General features: G+C 36.8%; 23 protein-coding genes. 7 read left to right on the top strand and 16 right to left on the bottom strand.

Features of this window, described 5'->3' with window-relative positions; genetic code table 11:
• Window positions 1–34 precede the first annotated feature (34 nt).
• Together ACFX4W_RS18715 and ACFX4W_RS18710 are read right to left on the bottom strand one after the other, a co-directional pair.
• Entirely contained in the window at window positions 35–802 is a 768-nt protein-coding gene (locus ACFX4W_RS18715) for a polysaccharide deacetylase family protein (protein WP_043982062.1), read from the bottom strand.
• On the bottom strand, window positions 803–946 hold the full coding sequence (locus ACFX4W_RS18710; protein WP_165575249.1) for a hypothetical protein: 144 nt from the start codon (window positions 944–946) through the stop codon (window positions 803–805).
• 139 nt (window positions 947–1,085) lie between these two features.
• Here ACFX4W_RS18710 and ACFX4W_RS18705 point away from each other — a divergent pair, with 139 nt between their 5' ends.
• Window positions 1,086–1,595 carry a hypothetical protein gene (locus ACFX4W_RS18705; RefSeq protein ID WP_043982061.1) on the top strand — a complete coding sequence of 170 codons (510 nt, stop codon included), beginning with the start codon at window positions 1,086–1,088 and terminating at the stop codon, window positions 1,593–1,595.
• Between the two features lie 21 nt (window positions 1,596–1,616).
• The gene (locus ACFX4W_RS18700; RefSeq protein WP_043982060.1) at window positions 1,617–2,192 is read left to right on the top strand and encodes a hypothetical protein; all 576 of its coding nucleotides are present in this window, start codon (window positions 1,617–1,619) and stop codon (window positions 2,190–2,192) included.
• A 45-nt stretch (window positions 2,193–2,237) separates the two neighbouring features.
• On the opposite strand, the gene ACFX4W_RS18695 is transcribed toward ACFX4W_RS18700, so the two are convergent.
• The 3 genes from ACFX4W_RS18695 to ltaS all read right to left on the bottom strand — a co-directional run bounded on the left by ACFX4W_RS18695 (window position 2,238) and on the right by ltaS (window position 6,156).
• The gene (locus ACFX4W_RS18695) at window positions 2,238–3,383 is read right to left on the bottom strand and encodes a toxic anion resistance protein (RefSeq protein WP_013056731.1); all 1,146 of its coding nucleotides are present in this window, start codon (window positions 3,381–3,383) and stop codon (window positions 2,238–2,240) included.
• A 24-nt stretch (window positions 3,384–3,407) separates the two neighbouring features.
• Window positions 3,408–4,052: a 5-bromo-4-chloroindolyl phosphate hydrolysis family protein gene (locus ACFX4W_RS18690; RefSeq protein ID WP_043982059.1), complete on the bottom strand. Its 645-nt coding sequence runs from the start codon at window positions 4,050–4,052 to the stop codon at window positions 3,408–3,410.
• A 166-nt stretch (window positions 4,053–4,218) separates the two neighbouring features.
• Window positions 4,219–6,156 (bottom strand): lipoteichoic acid synthase, encoded by a 1,938-nt coding sequence (gene ltaS / locus ACFX4W_RS18685; protein WP_013056729.1) that lies wholly within the window; start codon window positions 6,154–6,156, stop codon window positions 4,219–4,221.
• A gap of 670 nt (window positions 6,157–6,826) precedes the next feature.
• Here ltaS and ACFX4W_RS18680 point away from each other — a divergent pair.
• Complete coding sequence (locus ACFX4W_RS18680; RefSeq protein ID WP_013082868.1) at window positions 6,827–7,279, top strand: hypothetical protein; 453 nt, start codon at window positions 6,827–6,829, stop codon at window positions 7,277–7,279.
• Window positions 7,280–7,281: 2 nt separating this feature from the next.
• Here ACFX4W_RS18680 and ACFX4W_RS18675 read toward each other — a convergent pair whose 3' ends face one another.
• Window positions 7,282–7,794: a glycosyl-4,4'-diaponeurosporenoate acyltransferase CrtO family protein gene (locus ACFX4W_RS18675; RefSeq protein ID WP_016763851.1), complete on the bottom strand. Its 513-nt coding sequence runs from the start codon at window positions 7,792–7,794 to the stop codon at window positions 7,282–7,284.
• The gene (locus ACFX4W_RS18670; protein WP_162214106.1) at window positions 7,737–8,840 is read right to left on the bottom strand and encodes a glycosyltransferase family 2 protein; all 1,104 of its coding nucleotides are present in this window, start codon (window positions 8,838–8,840) and stop codon (window positions 7,737–7,739) included. Before ACFX4W_RS18670 ends, ACFX4W_RS18675 begins: the two co-directional genes overlap by 58 nt.
• A 136-nt stretch (window positions 8,841–8,976) precedes the next feature.
• Here ACFX4W_RS18670 and ACFX4W_RS18665 point away from each other — a divergent pair, with 136 nt between their 5' ends.
• Window positions 8,977–10,488 carry a phytoene desaturase family protein gene (locus ACFX4W_RS18665; protein WP_162214105.1) on the top strand — a complete coding sequence of 504 codons (1,512 nt, stop codon included), beginning with the start codon at window positions 8,977–8,979 and terminating at the stop codon, window positions 10,486–10,488.
• A 31-nt stretch (window positions 10,489–10,519) separates the two neighbouring features.
• Here ACFX4W_RS18665 and ACFX4W_RS18660 read toward each other — a convergent pair whose 3' ends face one another.
• Window positions 10,520–11,272: an SDR family NAD(P)-dependent oxidoreductase gene (locus ACFX4W_RS18660; protein WP_013082864.1), complete on the bottom strand. Its 753-nt coding sequence runs from the start codon at window positions 11,270–11,272 to the stop codon at window positions 10,520–10,522.
• A gap of 220 nt (window positions 11,273–11,492) precedes the next feature.
• On the opposite strand from ACFX4W_RS18660, the gene ACFX4W_RS18655 reads away from it, so the two are divergent.
• On the top strand, window positions 11,493–12,866 hold the full coding sequence (locus tag ACFX4W_RS18655) for an MATE family efflux transporter (protein WP_098249889.1): 1,374 nt from the start codon (window positions 11,493–11,495) through the stop codon (window positions 12,864–12,866).
• Window positions 12,867–12,952: 86 nt separating this feature from the next.
• On the opposite strand, the gene ACFX4W_RS18650 is transcribed toward ACFX4W_RS18655, so the two are convergent.
• Both ACFX4W_RS18650 and ACFX4W_RS18645 read right to left on the bottom strand, forming a co-directional pair.
• Window positions 12,953–13,231 carry an AbrB/MazE/SpoVT family DNA-binding domain-containing protein gene (locus ACFX4W_RS18650; RefSeq protein WP_025752053.1) on the bottom strand — a complete coding sequence of 93 codons (279 nt, stop codon included), beginning with the start codon at window positions 13,229–13,231 and terminating at the stop codon, window positions 12,953–12,955.
• Window positions 13,232–13,605: 374 nt separating this feature from the next.
• The gene (locus ACFX4W_RS18645) at window positions 13,606–13,986 is read right to left on the bottom strand and encodes a replication termination protein (RefSeq protein ID WP_013056721.1); all 381 of its coding nucleotides are present in this window, start codon (window positions 13,984–13,986) and stop codon (window positions 13,606–13,608) included.
• Between the two features lie 229 nt (window positions 13,987–14,215).
• On the opposite strand from ACFX4W_RS18645, the gene ACFX4W_RS18640 reads away from it, so the two are divergent.
• Entirely contained in the window at window positions 14,216–14,650 is a 435-nt protein-coding gene (locus ACFX4W_RS18640) for an Hsp20/alpha crystallin family protein (RefSeq protein ID WP_013082862.1), read from the top strand.
• A gap of 42 nt (window positions 14,651–14,692) precedes the next feature.
• On the opposite strand, the gene ACFX4W_RS18635 is transcribed toward ACFX4W_RS18640, so the two are convergent.
• Window positions 14,693–15,454, bottom strand: a complete 762-nt coding sequence (locus tag ACFX4W_RS18635; RefSeq protein ID WP_237074837.1) for an anti-sigma factor — start codon at window positions 15,452–15,454, stop codon at window positions 14,693–14,695.
• Window positions 15,451–16,017, bottom strand: a complete 567-nt coding sequence (locus ACFX4W_RS18630; RefSeq protein WP_025752052.1) for an RNA polymerase sigma factor — start codon at window positions 16,015–16,017, stop codon at window positions 15,451–15,453. Before ACFX4W_RS18630 ends, ACFX4W_RS18635 begins: the two co-directional genes overlap by 4 nt.
• Window positions 16,018–16,166: 149 nt before the next feature.
• On the opposite strand from ACFX4W_RS18630, the gene ACFX4W_RS18625 reads away from it, so the two are divergent.
• Window positions 16,167–16,565 (top strand): thiol-disulfide oxidoreductase DCC family protein, encoded by a 399-nt coding sequence (locus ACFX4W_RS18625; RefSeq protein ID WP_013082859.1) that lies wholly within the window; start codon window positions 16,167–16,169, stop codon window positions 16,563–16,565.
• 159 nt (window positions 16,566–16,724) lie between these two features.
• Here the strand turns inward: ACFX4W_RS18625 and proC are convergent, their stop codons facing one another.
• Genes proC through ACFX4W_RS18605 form a run of 4 tightly spaced genes read right to left on the bottom strand, consistent with a single transcriptional unit; the run spans window position 16,725 to window position 19,295 of the window.
• Window positions 16,725–17,528: a pyrroline-5-carboxylate reductase gene (gene proC, locus ACFX4W_RS18620; RefSeq protein WP_237074835.1), complete on the bottom strand. Its 804-nt coding sequence runs from the start codon at window positions 17,526–17,528 to the stop codon at window positions 16,725–16,727.
• A gap of 3 nt (window positions 17,529–17,531) precedes the next feature.
• A complete protein-coding gene (gene bshB2 / locus ACFX4W_RS18615) occupies window positions 17,532–18,194 on the bottom strand; it encodes a bacillithiol biosynthesis deacetylase BshB2 (protein WP_013056715.1) in 663 nt (220 codons plus the stop codon).
• Between the two features lie 23 nt (window positions 18,195–18,217).
• Window positions 18,218–18,565, bottom strand: coding sequence for a YojF family protein (locus tag ACFX4W_RS18610; RefSeq protein ID WP_013056714.1), 348 nt, complete (start codon window positions 18,563–18,565; stop codon window positions 18,218–18,220).
• 46 nt (window positions 18,566–18,611) lie between these two features.
• The gene (locus ACFX4W_RS18605) at window positions 18,612–19,295 is read right to left on the bottom strand and encodes a 5'-3' exonuclease (protein WP_377560546.1); all 684 of its coding nucleotides are present in this window, start codon (window positions 19,293–19,295) and stop codon (window positions 18,612–18,614) included.
• Between the last annotated feature and the right edge of the window lie 361 nt (window positions 19,296–19,656).

The raw sequence follows: 19,656 nt of genomic DNA, 5'->3' as shown, positions 1-19,656 counted from the left end.
TGGTTAAAGTCTTTACGAGAAAAACAGCACCCGATTATTGAACGGAGTGCTGTTTTTGCTGTTGCATCAAATAAAGAGATTTATAATTGGGGTGATGTTTTAAAAGTTCTGAGACCGTTACAAATTTATACCCCTCTTCCTTTAACTTCGGTAAAATTTGTTTTAATGCTTCAATGGTTTGGGTTCGATCTCCTCCCGTATCATGAAACAATACAATATCTCCTGACCTGGCATGGTTAAGCACTTGACTTACAATTTTACCTACGCCTGGATTTCTCCAATCAAATGTATCTTGATGCCAAGACCAAAGAATAATGGTATACTGCTGATTTTTAGCAGCTTTTACTACACGATCGTCATAATAGCCAGTAGGTGGACGAAACAGGTAAGGTTTTATTCCTGTAATAGCTTGTATACGTTCATCCGCTTTTTCAATTTCTTGTTCAATTCTCTCTACTTCCTGACCCCTTACTTTCAAATGGCTATATGTATGATTAGCAAGTTCATGCCCTTCACGAACTTCTCTTTGAGCAAGCTTGGGAAACGACGTTACTCGATCTCCGACTACAAAAAAAGTTGCTTTGGCACCGTACTCTTGCAATAAATTCAAAATGGTCGGCGTATATTTAGGATCTGGTCCATCATCAAATGTAAGCGCAATTAACTTCTCGTCTTTCATGGGAACTTCCCACACGATATCTCCTTTTTTTTCATAATAAAATCTGCTCTTCTTTGCAGCATCCGCCTGAATACCATAGAAATTAATGGAAACAATAATGATAATTGACAAGTACCATTTCACTCAATGACCTCCTTTTTTGTCTAGGTGTGCTTCATGCGTATTGTCAATAAACGCTTTAATACCAACTGCAAATAATCGTTCATCACCTAAACACACGCGCTGTTGACGGCGATTAGCTGCAGAAGTTGATTTACGGTTTTTCATAGTCTTCTCTCCATTACTAATTGATTGTGTTTTTAGCTTTACCAAAAAGTCAAAAATAAACCTACGGGTTCTAATATGGCGAAAACATTTTTTTATAGTAACTACACGCTGTCTAGCGTTTTGAATAGGAGATATATACATGCGAAAATTTTATTTAGCTTTTCTGTTAATGATAAGCACAACCATGGTTATACTGCCTTCTGTTAAAGCAGTCAGTGAAAGCAATACGAAACATCAGCAGCTGACCGTAAGCGAACAAGGATATTCTCTTTCATTGCCCAATGAATATACGCTTCAAAAAGAAGAGGATGGAAAAGATATTCTTTTTTCAACCAAGACTCCCTATACGTGGATGCGAATTGAAGTCCTTTCCAGGAAAGAAAGTACAAGCAAATCATATCTAGATCGCTCAAAAGAATTATTTGATGACCAGTTTGGAAAATCGTTAAAAATTTCTTCTACATCCCTATTTATTCAGCCTGTTGTGTTTGCATCTACATCCGGGAGTAAAAAAGAAACGGCAAAGCTATATGTACTAAGAGAAACAAAGGGGCACCCTGCTTTAAAAATCACGATGATTACAGCTAAAAATTCTGATGATGAAAAAAAGTTAATTTCAATTGTTAACTCAGTAAAAACGCATGAATGAAAATAGATAAGGAAGCCAGCTATGAAAAAAAAGATATTTCTTGTTTGCTTTATATGTTTGATGAGTGGCTGCTCAACTGCTTTTCGTGAAGAGCTTATTAACACACAAGAAGAAATTCCAAAAGAACGCTTGCCACAGCAAAAGTTCACCTATCCTTACAAAGGAAGCAGCAGAACAGAGGTAGGTTATCTTAAAAAAAGCACCAATCAAAACTATACGCTTTACGTACTAGAAGGATACAAGTTTACAGAAGAAGAGCCACGAAAAGATGTCATTTACAACAAAAAAAATGATGCTTTGTGGATGCGGATTGAAGTGTTTCCACCAAATAAAAGTGTAGATGAGCTCAATAAAGAAACAAAAAAAATTTTAAGAGCTGGCTTTTCAGAAGTGGCTTCCCTTGATACGCACCTCATTCACCATAACTTAGAGATAGCAGCTGCGTACAAAGCATCAGATGATAAAAGTAACGCATACGGTTTTCTCGTTCGAAAGCAAAATCAACACCCTACTTTCCGATTAACGATCTTTGCTCCTAAATCTGAAAGAGATTTAACTCCATTTTTAGAAATGGCGAGAACGCTTCAAAATGCATAAAACAGAGAAAAAGTCGGTTTACAAAGTGTGTAAACCGACTTTTTTTTATTTCATATCTAATAGTTTAGTTTTTAAATCTTTTTCCATTTGATACAGCTCTGATTCTGCCTCGGTACGCTTCGTACGTCCTTCTTCTTGTATCTTTAGCACTTCTTCTAACGTGGTAATCAAATCGGACTGCGTTTTTTTCAATGTTTCGATATCGACAATCCCCGCCTCGTTTTCACGAGCTACTTCAATCGTGTTCTGCTTGAGCAGCTCTGAATTTTTAGTAAGCAAGTCGTTTGTTGTCTTAGATACTTGCTTTTGGGCTTCCATTGCTTTCTTTTGGCGTAATAAAGTGGTTGCGATTACTACTTGATTTTTCCAAAGTGGAATAGCTGTTAAAATAGAGCTTTGAATTTTTTCCACAAGGGTCTGATTGACTTCTTGAATTAATCGAATCTGCGGTGCACTTTGAATGGCAATTTGACGGCTCAGTTTTAAATCATGCACTCGTTTTTCTAGCCTATTGATAAATTGATTTAAATCATTGACCTCCTGAGCCATCAAATAGTCATTTTTTTGAGATGCTGTTTGCTGAAGCTGGGGCAGCGTTTCATTCTGCAGCGCCACTAACTTGTATTCGGCCGCTGCAATGTAGACGTTAAGCGCCTCGTAAAACTGTTTATTTTTATCATATAAGCTATCTAGCATCGTAATGTCTCGATACAGCATTTGTTTTGAGCGCTCTAACTTATCTGCAATTTTATCAATTTCAACATTAATGCTTTGATATTTTGTTAATAAATTTTGAATAGGCCTAGAGACTCCTGAAAATAATCGACCGATGACTCCTTTTTTCTTTGCAGAAAAATCATCGGGATTCACTTGGCGAATCTTACTCATTAAATCTCCTATAACATCTCCTACTGGTCCCGTATCTTTCGTTTGCACATGCTGTAGTACAGATTGAGAAAACTGAGATAGTTCTGACTGAGCTGCTACCCCATACTGTAAGATAGCCTGCTGATTTTTATAATCAATTTGATTTGCGATTTTCTGTGCTTTTTCCTGATATTCCGGTGTCAAATCATCGTATGTGTTTCTTTTTGCAGCGCGAGAGTCCGATTGTACCTGCGGGGTAGGCGACGCAAAAGGATCATCAAGCAGCGCATCTAACGATTGATTTTGATTATATTCTTTCATCATAAAATCCCATCCTTTGCATTTACGTTACTTCGTGCGATTAGTAGCTGTCGGTATATACGGCTGCTCTTCTTCAAATGCTTGTTTTAGCACTTTAAGCTCTACATCTAACGTCAGCTTATCTTGTGAAAGAGCATTTGTTAATAAATGCTCATACTTCCCTGATAACCCGCGCAGCATGTCTTCCGCTTCATGAAGACTTTCTTTTACTTCTATGCTTTTCGTTGGTTTTGATAATAAAAACATATACCTTTCAATGACGGTAACCGTTGATTGTAAGTAGTTCGTAAAAAAAGGCTGAACATCTTTATATCGTGCGGGCTCTTTTTCTACCATTTCAATGATGCTTTTACCTACTTTGTGTAGTTTAGAAAGTTCTGTCCACATATGAACAGACCGAATTTTAAAACGATAGCTTCCAATGGTTCTTAATTGCTTTCTTGCCTCTTTTACTTGATGACGAACGTATGCAATTTCTTCTCTATACGGATTTTGATAATGACGTCGAGCACTGCTCATAATAAAAAACAGGCTCATCACGACCATTACTCCTATACTAATGCCAAAGGATTGAGTCATCGTGGTACTAAATCCAAAATAGCTGACCGGAACGGCTACTGCTCCTGTTGCCCAAATGGCAAGAATCTTTTTTATGATTCGAACGACTTTCATCGCTTTCACTCCTATCTCAAATGTGACCGAACTTTTAAACGTATACATATTATACCATTGTCTTCCCGTCTCTTAAAACGATTACTGTTATAATTTATATACGGATAAAACCTTTAAAGGTTTCACAAAACAAAAAAACAGGCAGCTATTAAAAGCTGCCTGTTTTTTATTGATCTTCGCGCTTGTTGTAATCATACTTCGAGCGTTCAATTGGTTTGAACCCTTCTGGTGTATGAAAGCGGAGTAAATCTCCGTAAACAAGTTTATCTGATAGTTCTAGCTTTTTCTTAACTAGTTCATCATACTTATCATACTGTTTCGCTTCCTTATCTGAAAGCTGCTTGCCCGTTGCGTTGTCATACACTTTCTGATCAACTTTTGTTACCTTAGGTGTAACAAAGTCACCGTTACGGAAAGGTACAACTTGCTGATGTTCTTTTGATAATAAGTCTGTACCAAAGTCAATATAGTCTTTTGTATCAAGACCTAATAAATGCATCACTGTTGGACGAACATCTACGTCTCCGCCATACGTATGATTTACGCCGCCTTTAAGGCCTGGTGAAGTAATAAATAATGGTACGCGCTGCAGTTGAGCTTGTTCAAAATCATTGATGTTTTTACCCATTACTTTGCCCATTGCACGCTTATGGTTTTCAGAAATACCGTAGTGGTCACCGTACATCACGACCATCGTATTGTCTGCTAAGCCAGAGGCCTGTAAATCCTCAAAGAATTGCTTAATTGATTCATCTAAATAACGAGCCGTTTGGAAGTATTGGTCAACTGACTTATCTCCCGTATTGTGAGGTCCAATCGTTTGGTCTTCCTTATCTAGCGGATAAGGGAAGTGGTTTGATAACGTAATGAACTTCGCGCTAAATGGCTGCTTTAAGCCTTTTAGGTACGGCATTGATTCTTTAAAGAATGGTTTATCTTTTAAACCATAGTTCAGCGTATCTTCGTCTGACATATTGTAATAAGCTGAATCAAAGAATTTTTCTACACCCATTGATTTATACATTTCATCACGGTTCCAGAACGATTTTCCATTTCCGTGGAACACAGATGTTGTATAGCCTTGCTGATCTAGAATACCAGATAGCGACTGATAGGTGTTATTTGCTTTTGTTGTAAATACAGAACCTTGAGGTAAGCCGAATAATGAGTTCTCCATCATGAATTCAGCATCTGACGTTTTACCTTGCCCTGTTTGATGGAAGAAGTTATCGAAATACATTGTGTTCTGATCTTTTAGTAGTGAATTTAAGAACGGCGTTACTTCTTCACCATTTAACTTATAACCAATCATAAATGACTGAAGTGACTCTAATGAAATATAGATGACGTTTTTGCCTTTTGCTTGACCGAAATATTCTTTGTTCGGCTCAGCATATGTTGCTTTTGCATAGTTCTCTACCTCAGCCACATCACTGCTATCTGCTAGCGCGCGCTGTGCTGAAGATTTCGAGCTCTGGATGATGTCATAGATCGTATAGTTATACGTTCCTAAATATTTTACTAAATAGTTGCGGTCAAATGTTCTTGTTAATAGTTGAGGACGATCCATTTCCGCTAGTGCGATGTTGGCACTTAAGAATAAAATCCCTGATAAAAATACACCTGTCACAGTACGTCGACTAATTGTTGCTGGTAAGTCAACTTTTTTCCATAGTACTAAAACTAAAAGAATAAAGAAATCTGTGAAGTATAAAATATCAGTTGGGCTAATTAAAGCCATGGCACTGCCGCCTAATTGACCAAAGTTGTTTGACTGAGTCAATACAGGAACAGTAATAAAATCATTAAAGAAGCGATAGTATACTACATTTGCGTACAGGATGAATGAAAGTAAAAAATTCATTCCAAGCAGTGCTCGTACTTTTCCCCGCCCTTTAAATAGTAGTGCAATGGCAAAAAAGAAAATTGCCGAACCAATTGGGTTTATGAAAAGTAAAAACTTTTGCATAAAATTATCTAGCCCTAAGTTAAATTCGATACGATAAACGGTATACGTTTTAATCCAAAACAACAAAACTGCAATTAGAAATAACGGCAGCTGTTTCGAAAAAATATTTTTACCGTTTGTCATGAGCTGTTTCATATTCCCACCTCTGTCTCTATTGAAATTTAAGCTCACTTTTATTTTTATAGTAAATGTAAAAAGAAATCTCCCTTACAAAAAATGTAAGAGAGCTAATCTGTTCTTTCACATTTTAACTCTTTAAAAAAAATTGTCAACACCGCTACGTATAATTTTCACCAAACGTGAGAAAATAACTACTTTCTTATTCCCAGCTATATCGGCTTTCAAACACAAATGTTTCCTATGCTTTTTTTCTTCTCACTATTTAATACGGACAGCTTCTCTTTAAGTTTCACTATTTTATATTTATTTTTTATTTTGTCCACTATACATATAAATTTAACACTTGCCTTAGTTTTCCTTCTCCTTTACAAGAGAATGCATAAAAGCGCTTGTGAATATTTGTTATACTAATACCTCTTATTTTCTTTTCTTTCTACAGTAAACCACATATTTTGAGTTATTTCTTTCCTTAAATTTGAAAAAAATGTGTCAGTTTGCATCGAAAATTTTTATTTTTTTACCTTTTTGTTTATAATATAAATTATAAATATTATTTGAAATTTCAGATCTCTTTAACGTCTGATCTAGAAAGTGCATTTTTTATATAAAATTGGAATGAGTATGGGCTATGCATGCTTGTATACCTAGAAGTTTAAACGTCTTACATTTTTATAAAGGAGAAAAAATGAAAGAATGTATTGTTTTCATTACAAATATTATTAATGTATTGCACGACGGATTAATTTATATTTTTTATTTACTAGGATTTTCTCTTTCAGATAAAGAACTTCACTTCTGGATTATTGGTATTATTGGACTGCTCACGTTTTTAAGCGTTTATATGATCTTTAAATTATTGTCAAAGTGGAAATTTAGTATTACAGCTATTTCTTTTATCTATACCCTTACCGTTATGCTTGTCTTAGTTTTTGCCATTGAAATTCAGCAAGGAATTACCACCCGAGGCAATATGGAATTTGATGATGCCATAGCAGGTTTATGGGGATTTTTAGTCTTTTTTAGTATTTATATCGCCTTTGCTTCTTTTTTTCTTTTATCCAAGAGGTTGTTGTCTTCGAATAAGGAGAAAAAAATAAAAACCGAGGCCCCTACTCGGAGCCAAAGGCACGTGAATTAATTTCATTTGAGTTTCAAAACGACTTGATGAATTCGTATTCGATTATATCGTTGAACCAAAATAAACGGTACGTTTGCGACAATCGCATAAATAACCATCCAAACACCTATAGAAGGAGAGTTCCATATAAAAAAAAGAATAGAAGGAAGTATGCTGATCCAGTGAGTTAACTCTGCTCGATTTGTTTCAATTAAAAAAAGCTGTGCATATTCCTTCGTTCTACTCTCCCATTTCTTTTTATAAAATCCTCGTTTAAATAGCTTTCCTGCATCAGGAAGCCACGTTTTCCATCGGTGCACCCCGAATTTTTTATATATCCCAACTGTTTCCCAGCTTTGAACCTTAAACAGCGCAAGGTCCTTCTTTAAATAAAAGGCAGAAATTTTTGTGCATCTGTAGGCGATCAACATGTGAATCACAAACCATGCCATGATATTAATTAAGAGCTGAGCACCTGTCATTTTATCACTTTCTTCTTTTTTTCTTCTTCTATAGATATGCTGCGTTCTTTCCATTTAACTTGCTTTCTCACCGCCGTTTGGACGAAAGACCATACGAATAGACCCAGAAAAAACAGTACATGAATAGGAAATAAGCACAAAGAAAAAAAAGTAAACGAACCTATTTTCCTTAAGCTATTAAATAAGAGGCTTACATAGCAAATATAGCTGCTAATTGCCAAGCCTGCATGTTGATTCCATAGAGTAGGTAAAAAAAGGATATAATTAATCATACTAGTAAGCCACAAGCTTACTAGAAATAAATAAATGGCTTCCGTTTTCCCCGCACCTGAAGCAAAACTTTTACTCCACCCTCTTATAAGGCTTTTCATACCATTTGGATACATGCGCATGGAAAAAGCTCCCTGTCCACTCATACACGTAATAAATTCACCTTGTTTGTTCATTTTCTCAACCAGCGCCATATTTTCAACCACTTCTTTTTTTATCCCTTCGTGGCCTCCGCTTTGAAAGTAGGAGGCTGCGCTGCAAAGCAAGCACTGCCCGAAACCGACAGAAGGACTTTTCCAATTTTTAAAGGGGTGAAACGCGCCAATCGATGCAAACGTAACATAGTGAAATAAAGCAGAAAGCATTTCATAAGGCCTCTTAACAAGGTGATAAGGATGAACCGACAGCACCCCCCCTTGCTGTTGATAATAGAAAAATACTTTTTCAATTCCGTCTTTCTCTACTGTAATATCAGCATCTAAAAACAAAAGCACCGAGCCTTTTGCTTCTCGTGCTCCATTCCAGCATGCCCATGACTTTCCTAGCCACCCAGCTGGAAGTGCGCCCGGTTGCACTACTTTTACGCCAAATGCTTTGGCTACCCTCTCAGTATTATCTGTTGAGTTGTCATCTACAACAATCACTTCAAAGTCAGCGTTCCGTAACTGGAGTGACTGCAATAAAAAGGTAAGGTTTCTTTCTTCATTTCTAGCTGGAATAATAATGGACAAACATGACATATTGTTTCTTACTATTTTTACACGTTTAAATGTAGGGATAGTGATGACAAGCGTAGCTGTCAAGACAAGAGCAACCAGTAAAAAAGACATCCTTTTCTCCTTTCCTTCACGTATGAAAATTAGCAAACTGGACAAAATAAAAAGTTGTAGACCTATTTTTATTTTGCGTGAAGTCATTTTATACACATTGTTGACAACTCGCTTTTGTTTTATAAGGAGGAAAAAGATGAAAAAGAAAGTAATTGTTGTAGGCGCAGGTTTAGGTGGTCTGTCAGCTGCTATTCGTCTGTCAGCTGATGGATATGATGTAACAATCGTTGAAAAAAGCGAGCGAATTGGCGGTAAGTTAAATATTCGCAGCGGCAAAGGATTTTCTTTCGATACGGGACCTTCTATTTTAACAATGCCGTGGGTGCTAGAGCAGCTGTTTGACAGTGCAGGCCGCAATATCCACGACTACTTAACAATAGAACGAATTGAGCCTCAGTGGAGAACTTTTTTCCAAGATGGAACACAAATTGATTTGACCAGTGACCTTCCTCGCATGCTTCAGCAGCTTCAAGAACTTGCTCCAGAAGACATTGAAGGTTTTTTTGACTATTTATCTTATGCAAATAAAATGTATGAATCAAACTTAAAAAGTTTTTATAAAAAAAGTTTATCTGGACTTCACGATTTACGAACGATGCACACGGTAAAAGAACTGCTTCAAATGGATCCAATGAGATCTATGGATGCTACTACACGCAAATATTTTTCAAACAAACATTTGCGTCAATTGTTTAATTTTTTAATTATGTACATCGGTTCTTCTCCTTATCATGCACCGGCTGTATTAACACAGCTTGCTCACGTTCAGCTAGGATTAGGTATTTATTACGTAAAAGGCGGAATGTACAAAATTGCTGAAGCGATGGATAAGCTCCTTCAAGAACTTGGCGTCACTGTGCATCTAAATACGCCGGTAAAAGAAATTACAACAAACGGAGCAAAGGCAACTGGAATTACACTAGAAAATGGCGAGAATCTATCAGCAGATATTGTGGTATCTAATCTAGAAGCGATTCCAACTTACCGCTATTTATTAAAAAATCATGCGCAAGCAGCTAAGCAAACTCAACAGCTTGCAAAATTTGAACCTACTGTTTCTGGCCTTGTTCTTTTATTAGGGGTTAACAAACAGTACAAGCAGCTTCAACATCATAATTTCTTCTTCTCAAAGGATCAGAAAGAAGAGTTTGATACAATCTTTAACAAAGGTCAAGTAGCCATGGATCCGACAATTTACATTGGCGTATCGTCTAAATCAGACCCTACGCAAGCTCCTGAAGGAAAAGAAAACCTGTTCGTTCTTACTCATGTACCTCCTTTAAAAGAAGGCGACGACTGGGCTGCATTAAAAGACGGCTACCGTGATGTCGTATTGAAAAAGCTTGAGGCAATGGGATTAGAAGACTTACGTTCAAGCATTGAGTTTGAATATACGTTTACTCCTAACGATATCCAGGAGCTTTACGGTGCTAACGGCGGGTCCATTTATGGCGTAGCAACTGACCGTAAGAAAAATGGAGGTTTTAAAATTCCGGCAAGAAGTCAGCTTCTTTCTAACCTTTATTTTGTAGGCGGATCTACACACCCTGGAGGCGGCGTGCCAATGGTGACATTATCTGGTCAGCTTACAGCGGACGCAATTAATGAAGATTTTCAGATTCCTCCTATGCAAAAAGATATTGGATAATGAAAAAGTGCAGGAAATTCCTGCACTTTTTTTAAAAGTTCATTTTTGACTGTCCACCGTCTACGTTTAACGTCGCACCAACTATCCATGAAGCTTTAGAAGATGCTAAAAAGGCAACGGCGTTTGCCACTTCTTCCGGCTCTCCAAAGCGCCCTGCTGGTATTTCGTTTTCAACAAATTGCTTAATCTTTTCCGGATTTTCATCCATTCTTTTTTTCCAATTACCCGTTTCATGCAAAATGCTTCCCGGCGCTACTCCATTTACACGAATTCCTTTAGAAATCATTTCATCTGCAAACGACTTTGTAAAGCTGATAAGTGCTGATTTTGCGTTATTGTACGTGACTTTCCCTCCACTTTCCCTTCCGAAAATAGACGTAACATTAACGATTGCCGCATCTTTTGTCATACGCGTCGCTGCTAGCTTGCTCAAGTGGACAGCTGAAAAGTAGTTAAGCTCCATTGCTTCTTTGAAAAGGGATAAATCTGTTTCCATCGCGGTGCTTCCATTACTTCCTCCAGCGTTATTAATTAAAATATCAATGCTTCCGAAGTCGTTAATGAACTTCTCAATTAATGCAACTCTGTCTGATTCGTTTGTTAGGTCTGCTGTATATGTACGCACGTTTTCTAATTCTGACTGTGCATCCTGTAACGCTTCCTCTCCTCTTGCCGCAATTCCAACGTTTGCTCCTTCTTGAATAAACAAAGCAGCAATAGCCTTCCCAATTCCTTTTGACCCGCCGGTAATAAGTACATTTTTACTTTGCAACTGTAAATCCACACGTATCCCTCCACATTAAATGATAATTACTATACTTTCTATCATAGCTCACTGCATGTCAAAATTAAAATCATATACTGTTTTACCTTTTTACTCCTTTTAAATCACCGCGTTTTATGGATACATTCTTTGAATTTATTGTCAGAACTCTTAGCAAAAACAAGCCACGGCGTGATATAATGCTTTTTGGTGTAAATGTTTTCAAATTGGGGGTTTTTTAATGCAACAAACGTTTTCAACGTCTCAAAAAGTTAAGCGGTTCGTTTTTATTTTATTTCCGATATTGGTCACCCAGTTTGGAATGTTTTCAATGACTTTTTTTGATACGATGATGTCAGGAAGGGTAAGTGCAGATGACTTGGCAGGGGTAGCAATTGGTTCAAGCTTATGGGTACCTGTTTTTACAGGGCTAAGCGGAATTTTAATGTCTATTACGCCAATTGTTGCACAGCTTGTCGGAGCTAATCAAAAGAAAAAAGTTCCGTTCTCCGTCATTCAAGGGCTTTATGTCTCCATTTTAATGGCCGTTGTTATTATTTTAATCGGCTTTTTTGTTGTTGATCCTATTTTAAAAGGGATGAATTTAGAAGCAAACGTAATGCGCATTGCCAAACAGTATTTAATTGCTTTATCTTTTGGTATTATTCCGCTTTTTATTTATACTGTTTTACGAAACTTCATTGATGCTTTAGGGCAAACTCGTACGTCTATGCTTATCACCATTTTAGGGCTTCCCGTTAATGTAGCTTTAAACTATGTATTAATCTTCGGTAAGCTGGGCTTCCCCCACTTGGGTGGAGTAGGCTCTGGTTATGCAACTGCCGTTACGTATTGGTGCATACTCATTGTATCCATTGTAATTATTCATAAAAAAGAACCTTTTTCTAACTTCGATTTATTTAAAAAATTTCATCGTATCTCTTTTTCTACTTGGAAAGAAATATTAAAAATTGGTTTACCTATCGGTTTTTCGGTCTTTTTCGAAACAAGTATTTTTTCAGCCGTCACGCTGTTTATGAGCTCGTATAATACCATTACGATCGCTTCTCACCAAGCAGCTATTAATTTTGCCTCATTTCTCTATATGATTCCGCTGAGTATTTCTATGGCTTTAACGATTGTTGTAGGATTTGAAGCGGGTGCTAAGCGTCATCAAGATGCACGAAGCTATAGCAGGATCGGTGTAACTATCGCTGTTGGCATGGCTTTTGTTTGCGCAGGTCTTTTATTTACTCTTCGAGAATCAGTAGCTTCTTTGTATACAAAAGATGCAGAGGTACTCGCATTAACTTCTCATTTTTTGATTTATGCAATTTTCTTTCAGCTTTCTGATGCTCTTCAAGCTCCTATTCAAGGCGCTCTGCGAGGATATAAAGATGTAAATGTTACCTTTTTAATGTCCTTGGTATCTTATTGGGTAATTGGTCTACCTTTAGGCATTGTTTTAGCAAAATACACCGATTTACAGGCGTTTGGCTATTGGATTGGACTAATTGCGGGGCTTGCTGCAGGCGCAACAGGACTTGCGTATCGTTTGATAAAAATACAAAAAAAACAGCTGCTAGAGGAGAATAAATCTTCTCGAACGGCTTAAACAAAAAAAGAACGTTCTCAAAAGAACGTTCTTTTTTTGTTTAAAGATGGATTGATACTCTTCCTTATACTAAGGCCTAAAACTTCTTATTTATTCAAGGTACGCTCTAACTCTTGTAAAAGCTGTTCCGCACCTTTTTTACTTAACACAACGTTTCCATTCCCAAAGGTTAAGTTTTCACGCGTAATTTCCCCAGTTACTAAGCAAGCACCATACGGGCTATACTTTTGTAAAATAATAATATCTTCATCAACATATATTTCTACTGGATCACCTGTGTTGATATTTAAAATGCGGCGCAATTCAATAGGAATTACTACGCGACCCAATTCATCTACTTTTCTTACAATTCCTGTAGACTTCATAAAATCCATTCCTTTCATAGTAAACAAATAATATCTTCTCGATACAAATCTAGTCAAATTCGTCAGAGTTGCTAAAACCAAAATGCTTGAATGATGGTCTGATAACGGTTTATAAGTTCTTAAAATATGGCAAATAACGCATTAAATAGATTTATATACACTTTGTATCATATCAATTCGTACACTATTTATGAATAGTGCATAATCTTTAAAATCGAATTCATCCATATATGTTAAAAGTGTGTATTTTATCCATAATATAACTATATATCCATCTTTTACACTACTTTGTACCCATTTTATAACTTTTATTCCGACATAAGACGACAAAATCAGCTATAGAAAAAACGTGTCTTTTCTACCTAAAGACACGTTCATTTGGACCCGAAGTTGTCACGAATAGCTTTTTGAATCATAGCTTCACACCGCTCCAGCTCTACTTTTAATTGTTTTTTATATAATTTAGCTTTCTCTTCTCCCTCATTTGTAAATGTATAATAAACCACTTCTTGAAGCTTCATTCCTTCTTTTTTACGCTTCACCTGTTTGAGGACACCGTCTTCAATCAAGTCATGAAGGGCTTTGTATACTTCAGAATGATTAGGTTTGAATCCAAAAGGTCGAAATTCATCTCTTAACACATCTAATAACCGAAGGCCATACAGACGCTCTTGTTCTGTCATCGTAATCATATATAATTTTAAGAAAGCACGTTGTTTTAATAGAAAACCACTGGATGTACGCTTTTCTCTCATCTCAACTTCCTCCTTCACATACTTGCTTTCATTCAGGATAATAGAAAGCTCTATACGTAATTATACTTTTTTTATTCTACATAATCCTTCTTTTTCACTCAAAATCTCTTTTTTTTCTCACATTTTTTCACTTATTTACGTGTTTTTCTCATTTTTTGTAAGCAGGCATTGAATTTTCTTTTTTTCATATATATAGAAGGAATTTACGTGAATATAAGGAGGGTTTCCTTTGAGTAAAAAATATGAAGAGATTGATTGGGGTTCGATTCAGCATAAGGTAGAAGATATGCTTGGAAATCACTTTTGGAGCGATTTAAATCACATCTTGCCCAAGCGATTTCCAAACGTCGACTTATATGAAACCGATAAAGAAGGCATTATCGTCGTTGAGGTTCCTGGACTGCATTCAACTAACGACATTCAAATCAAGTTGGACGCAAATATATTAACAGTTGAAGGAAACGTTCCTTATGCTTATGAAGCATCTAAACAAAAGTTAAAGCTCAACGAACGCCATACAGGCGTATTTTCTCGCACGGTCAAACTTCCTTTTCACTACACAGACGAACCAGTTCGCGCTAAGTACAAAAATGGATTATTGGAAATTCGACTGAATAAGATAGAAAATGATCAAACCATTGCCATACAATTTGAAGATGATTAACTGCACGTAACAAAAACCCTTCTGTTAGCAGAAGGGTTTTTGTTAGAGCGCTGAACTTAACACAATGTTTCCTTTTGGCGTCTTATTATTCGCATTCGGTTCTAAAGTAATCGCCATAACATCCCACTTTTCAGTCTGTTCTTTTTGGCTCATCGTATAGACCACTGTCCCGTTTCCATTTTTATCTGTTACAAAAGCACCTGCCGGATGAGGCTTATCACCTTTTATGAGCCACACCTGATAGACTTCATTCCCCTTTACGTTTTTCAAGTTATTCGCTTGAATAACCACATTTAGATTTCCACCTTTTTTCGTAAGAGATGCTGTTGCTTCGCCAGAAACGTTCGGCTCTGCCTGCAGCTTCATTGTTTTTTCAGATGTAAGAGGTTCGTTTTGAGGAGCAACCGAAACATTTGGCTCTTGTTTGCCTTTGTCTCCATCTTTCAACAGAAAGTAGCTGTTTCCTGCAAGGGATAAAAGAAGTGCCGCAGCTAATCCAATAATGATGGACTTTTTATTTGATTTCTTAGACGCAGCATGTTGTTTTTCATTTTTTAAAGCGATTGGTTCTCTCTTTGTCTCACCTTGTTCTTCTTCGAATACATTCGCAAGTATTCGCTGTTTCATTTCTGGCGGAGGAGATTGTTCTGGTGTCAAATACGTTAGATCTCCAAGAACTTCCTCCAGCTCTCTTAGTTCTTCTTGACAGCTTTGACAGTTTTTCAAGTGCATTTCAAACTCTTTTCTCTCATGGGAAGTCAACTGATCATTATAGTAATCAATTAGTTTATTGCACATACTCATGAATCAGCTCTCCCTTCTGCATCAGTACCTAAATATGTTTTTAATTTCCGCAACGCTAATCGCACCCTACCCTTTACTGTTCCTAATGGGATTTGCTGCTCTTCTGCTACTTTTTGCTGCGTTAATCCCTTAAAATAAACGGATTGAATAATCTTTTTTTGGTCTTCAGACAATTTTGATACAGCGTGCCGCACTCTCTGCTGTTCTTCTTTCCACTGAAGCTGCTCGTCAATCTGAGGATGATCATCTTCAATAAAATCAAAAATTTCTTCTGAGAAAATAGGATCGTTTTTTCTTTTTCTTACAATATCAATCGCGGTGTTTCTTGTAATCGTAAACAGCCATGATGAAAACTTCCCTTTTTCATCGCTGTAAACTCCTTTTCCTCTCCACAGCTTAATAAACACTTCTTGAACAGCTTCTTCAGCAATATCAGAGCTATTTGTTAACCGGTATATAAACGAATAAAGAATTCGCTCATACTTGTCATACAGCAGTTCAAGGGCTTTTTTGTCTCGTTCTTTTATTCTATTGTATAAGACAACGTCGTTTTGCTCTTTCATACCCTTCTCCTTTAACTCTTATGAGTCCTTATTATATAATCGAATTACCTTTGAATTTGGATCACTTTCACATCTTTTAAACGTACCTTTATTTTTCAAAAATGACAAGTAATTATACTTTTTTTATGGAATAGGAGCGAAATCGTCCAATGAAACATTTAATTCTTTTTGATGGTATATGTAATTTATGTAATAGCAGTGTTCAATATATTATTAAACATGATGAACAAGCTTTGTTTTCTTTCGCTTCTCTTCAATCAGATTTCGGAAAGCAGCAGCTAGCCTCTCACGGCTTACTTCCTGAGCAATTAGACAGCATTGTATATATTCATGGAAACCAAAGATATGTAAAATCAACGGCTGCTTTAAAAATCGCCAAGCGCTTAGATGGACCCGTTAAATTTTTATATGCTTTCATTATCATTCCTGCACCTATTCGAGATATAGTATACAACTGGATCGCTCGCAACCGATATAAGTGGTTTGGCAAACAGCAGCACTGCATGCTCCCAACTTCTGATATGAAAAAGCGGTTTGTTGATGACTAAAAAAGTTTGGGCCATAGAGAAAAAACAGTTCCAAAGAGGAATATATGTATGTTAAGGAAGTCTATTCATTAAAAAATCCGAACTGATTCAACATTCCAATGAAAGAATGCTGAACTATAGTTCGGATTTTCCAGCTAACATATGGTTGTATGAGCTTTTTTAGCTTCCACCCATTGCTTTTTTATTCGTTGCTTCAATTGCCTGCTTTATTATTAGGGAAAAGTCTTGTTCTTTCATCACTTTTAACCCTTCGGCAGTAGCGCCGCCTGGAGTTGTTACTTGCTCTCTTAAAGACGCAGGATCTTTGGTTTCATGCAGCATTTGTACAGAGCCATACATCATTTGAATAACTAAATCTTTGGCTGTTTTTTCGTCCACACCGTAAGCAGTAGTTGCATCAATTAACGATTCTGCAAAATAATATAAAAACGCCGGTGCACTGCCAGTTACAGCCGTTAGCTCATGTACTTCTTTCTCTGAACACTCATGCGCTTTACCAATTCCTTTTAAAATCATTTGAAGCACTTCTTTATGCTCTTTTGTGGCAGAAGTTCCAAGTGTATATAGTGACATCGATTGTCCAATCATAGCAGCTGTATTTGGCATAATCCAAGCGACAGGCGTACCCTGCGGAAGATGACTTTCTAAGTAACTCGGACCAATCCCTGCCGCTAACGTTACGACAAATTGTTGATTTAAATGAGTTGAAAGTTCCTTGAGCACGAAAGGATGGGCCTCAGGAGGCATCGCTAAAATAATAACATCCGAATTGTCGACTTCTTGGCGCCAATTTTGCGTCGTTTGTACGCCGTACGTTGTTTCAACACGCTGTAACCGCTCAATATCTCCGTTGTTTGACATCACCACTCCCTCAATACTGTCAGCGCTGCTCGTAACCAAACCAGCAGCTACAGCTTCAGCCATTCGTCCTGCTCCAATAAATAAAATTCGCTGTTTTTTCATCTGTTACTCCCAGTTATATGTCCAGAATTCTTCTCTAGTTAATAAACGTTCCATTTGCGGATAGTCAGATAAGCGATCGAAGTCAATTGCGTTCATCATTCCTTCTGTTTGAGAACGATGGGCTTTTAACGCTTCAATTTTTTTATCTTTCATCGCTGTTACATCAAAAATAACATCTGGTTCTCCAATATGTTCAATACGATCTTTCGAAAACGCATGACACCAAACAACCGGACGCTTTTCTTTTGGCATACGTTTTACCGCTTGAATCGTAGCTGCACCCGTAGCATTATGATCAGGGTGTACTGCAAAGCCAGGGTAATGTGTTAAGATGTGAGTCGGCTTTACATCGTTAATGATTTCTTCAATTTTATCTGCAAAAACATCAATATCAAGAAATTCCAGCGTTTTATCACGAAGTCCTAGCATACGCAAGTCTTGAATATCTAAAACGTTCGCTAAATCTAAAAGTTCTTTTTTTCGGATTTGAGGTAAAGTTTCACGGTTAGCAAACAGCGGCCTACCCATATTTCGTCCCATTTCACCTAGCGTAACACAGGCATATGTAACGGGCGTTCCTTTTTGTCTAGCTTGCGTGATCATTCCTGCTGCTCCATATGCTTCATCGTCAGGATGCGGAAATACAATTAATAATCTTTCTTCCATGTTCTATTCTCCTCTCTTTTCTCTTATGAAAACGGATGTTCACTTAATTGAAGGGCAACTGCTAAACGACCTTCAAAGTCATGCCCAGCTAGAAGAAGTCGGCCTTCTTCATCAATTTCCCAATCTGTTAATCCCTCTGCATAAATCCATCCTAAATCAATTTGAAGACCTACACGATAAGGACCTTCTCCAGTTATCTTTCCGTTTGAAATAGTGACTTTACCATTGCGAATAAAAGCCCCAACTGTCATTACTTTTTCATTTACGTGTGAAGCATATGCACCGTTTGTCGTTTCAAGGTGTACATATACGTCTTTATTTAAAAATGTTTGTATTTTTTTTTGGACTGTTTCTTTATGAATTGGTTGCACGCTTGTTACTCCTTTCTCATGTTCATAAATTGTATTGTACTAAAAATCATGAGCGAATCCTAATGTTTAGTTCTAGACTTTGAATTTCTTTATTCCATCGTTCATAATCATACATAAATGTTAAATATTCCCAATTTAACATACTGATTTCTTGAATGTCTATAATAATCTCAGCAAGTTCACGACTAAGCATACCTAGTTCTTTTCCTTCGGCCAGCTTTTTTTTGTAACGATTAAAAGCTGGATCTAATTGTTCAATTTGTGCATAAATTTCATGGATAGAGCCATATTGTTGAATAAGAGGCAGTGCGGCTTTTTCTCCTACACCAGGAACACCCGGAATATTGTCCGATTTGTCACCAAGCAATGCTTTTACGTCCACCCATTGACGAGGATGAATATTGTATTCTTCTTGAAAGTGCTTGAAGCCATAAACAAGATCGCCAACCTGCTTTTTGGCAATAATTTGCGAAATATGTTGATCTAGGAGCTGAAGCAAGTCTCGGTCATTGCTATAGATGTACCCTGGACTTTGCTTTTCCTTGCTCCACTTGCTTACAAGTGCTCCAATTAAATCATCTGCTTCATAAGAAGACAATGACATTTGATAAATGCCTACTGTGTCAAAAAATTGTTTTAACGTTTCATACTGCTGAATCAGCGGCTCAGGCAGCTCTGCTCTTGTTTGCTTATATAGGGCGTTATATACCCATTTATAGGGATAATTAATTATAAATTATAAATGATTTCTTTTACACTGTTATAACAACTTTTTTTAAATAAAACAATATTCCCTAAATTTGATTTTTCGGGATAAATACATTAAACTATTCAAGAGGAAGTTAGTAGCAGTTAATTTATTTTTTGGATATTGTATTCTTGATGCAATACTAAGACTTAATGAACTATTTAGAGAAAGTTTTTGTTAATTGGGTTACTATACACCTAAATCCTCCTCTAAGAATGTGTGGTGTATGCTAGTTACAACTTATTTTCCCACCTTAACATCAGGTATTCCCCCTAAAAAGGAGTAAATCCTTGACCCTTGTAGAGAATATTTTGCTAACAACTATGTTTCTCTAAGATTATCA

Origin of the sequence: Priestia sp. YIM B13489 (assembly GCF_042787645.1) — a bacterium.
Lineage (GTDB): Bacteria > Bacillota > Bacilli > Bacillales > Bacillaceae_H > Priestia > Priestia megaterium.
This window is presented reverse-complemented; position numbering and strand designations above follow the sequence as displayed.

What these genes read in the sequence shown, in the direction of transcription:
- ACFX4W_RS18710 (WP_165575249.1), bottom strand. Translation starts at nt 946, where the DNA reads ATGAAAAACCGTAAATCAACTTCTGCAGCTAATCGCCGTCAACAGCGC.
- ACFX4W_RS18705 (WP_043982061.1), top strand. Translation starts at nt 1,086, where the DNA reads ATGCGAAAATTTTATTTAGCTTTTCTGTTAATGATAAGCACAACCATG.
- ACFX4W_RS18700 (WP_043982060.1), top strand. Translation starts at nt 1,617, where the DNA reads ATGAAAAAAAAGATATTTCTTGTTTGCTTTATATGTTTGATGAGTGGC.
- ACFX4W_RS18695 (WP_013056731.1), bottom strand. Translation starts at nt 3,383, where the DNA reads ATGATGAAAGAATATAATCAAAATCAATCGTTAGATGCGCTGCTTGAT.
- ACFX4W_RS18690 (WP_043982059.1), bottom strand. Translation starts at nt 4,052, where the DNA reads ATGAAAGTCGTTCGAATCATAAAAAAGATTCTTGCCATTTGGGCAACA.
- ltaS (WP_013056729.1), bottom strand. Translation starts at nt 6,156, where the DNA reads ATGAAACAGCTCATGACAAACGGTAAAAATATTTTTTCGAAACAGCTG.
- ACFX4W_RS18680 (WP_013082868.1), top strand. Translation starts at nt 6,827, where the DNA reads ATGAAAGAATGTATTGTTTTCATTACAAATATTATTAATGTATTGCAC.
- ACFX4W_RS18675 (WP_016763851.1), bottom strand. Translation starts at nt 7,794, where the DNA reads ATGGAAAGAACGCAGCATATCTATAGAAGAAGAAAAAAAGAAGAAAGT.
- ACFX4W_RS18670 (WP_162214106.1), bottom strand. Translation starts at nt 8,840, where the DNA reads ATGTCTTTTTTACTGGTTGCTCTTGTCTTGACAGCTACGCTTGTCATC.
- ACFX4W_RS18665 (WP_162214105.1), top strand. Translation starts at nt 8,977, where the DNA reads ATGAAAAAGAAAGTAATTGTTGTAGGCGCAGGTTTAGGTGGTCTGTCA.
- ACFX4W_RS18655 (WP_098249889.1), top strand. Translation starts at nt 11,493, where the DNA reads ATGCAACAAACGTTTTCAACGTCTCAAAAAGTTAAGCGGTTCGTTTTT.
- ACFX4W_RS18650 (WP_025752053.1), bottom strand. Translation starts at nt 13,231, where the DNA reads ATGAAGTCTACAGGAATTGTAAGAAAAGTAGATGAATTGGGTCGCGTA.
- ACFX4W_RS18645 (WP_013056721.1), bottom strand. Translation starts at nt 13,986, where the DNA reads ATGAGAGAAAAGCGTACATCCAGTGGTTTTCTATTAAAACAACGTGCT.
- ACFX4W_RS18635 (WP_237074837.1), bottom strand. Translation starts at nt 15,454, where the DNA reads ATGAGTATGTGCAATAAACTAATTGATTACTATAATGATCAGTTGACT.
- ACFX4W_RS18630 (WP_025752052.1), bottom strand. Translation starts at nt 16,017, where the DNA reads ATGAAAGAGCAAAACGACGTTGTCTTATACAATAGAATAAAAGAACGA.
- ACFX4W_RS18625 (WP_013082859.1), top strand. Translation starts at nt 16,167, where the DNA reads ATGAAACATTTAATTCTTTTTGATGGTATATGTAATTTATGTAATAGC.
- proC (WP_237074835.1), bottom strand. Translation starts at nt 17,528, where the DNA reads ATGAAAAAACAGCGAATTTTATTTATTGGAGCAGGACGAATGGCTGAA.
- bshB2 (WP_013056715.1), bottom strand. Translation starts at nt 18,194, where the DNA reads ATGGAAGAAAGATTATTAATTGTATTTCCGCATCCTGACGATGAAGCA.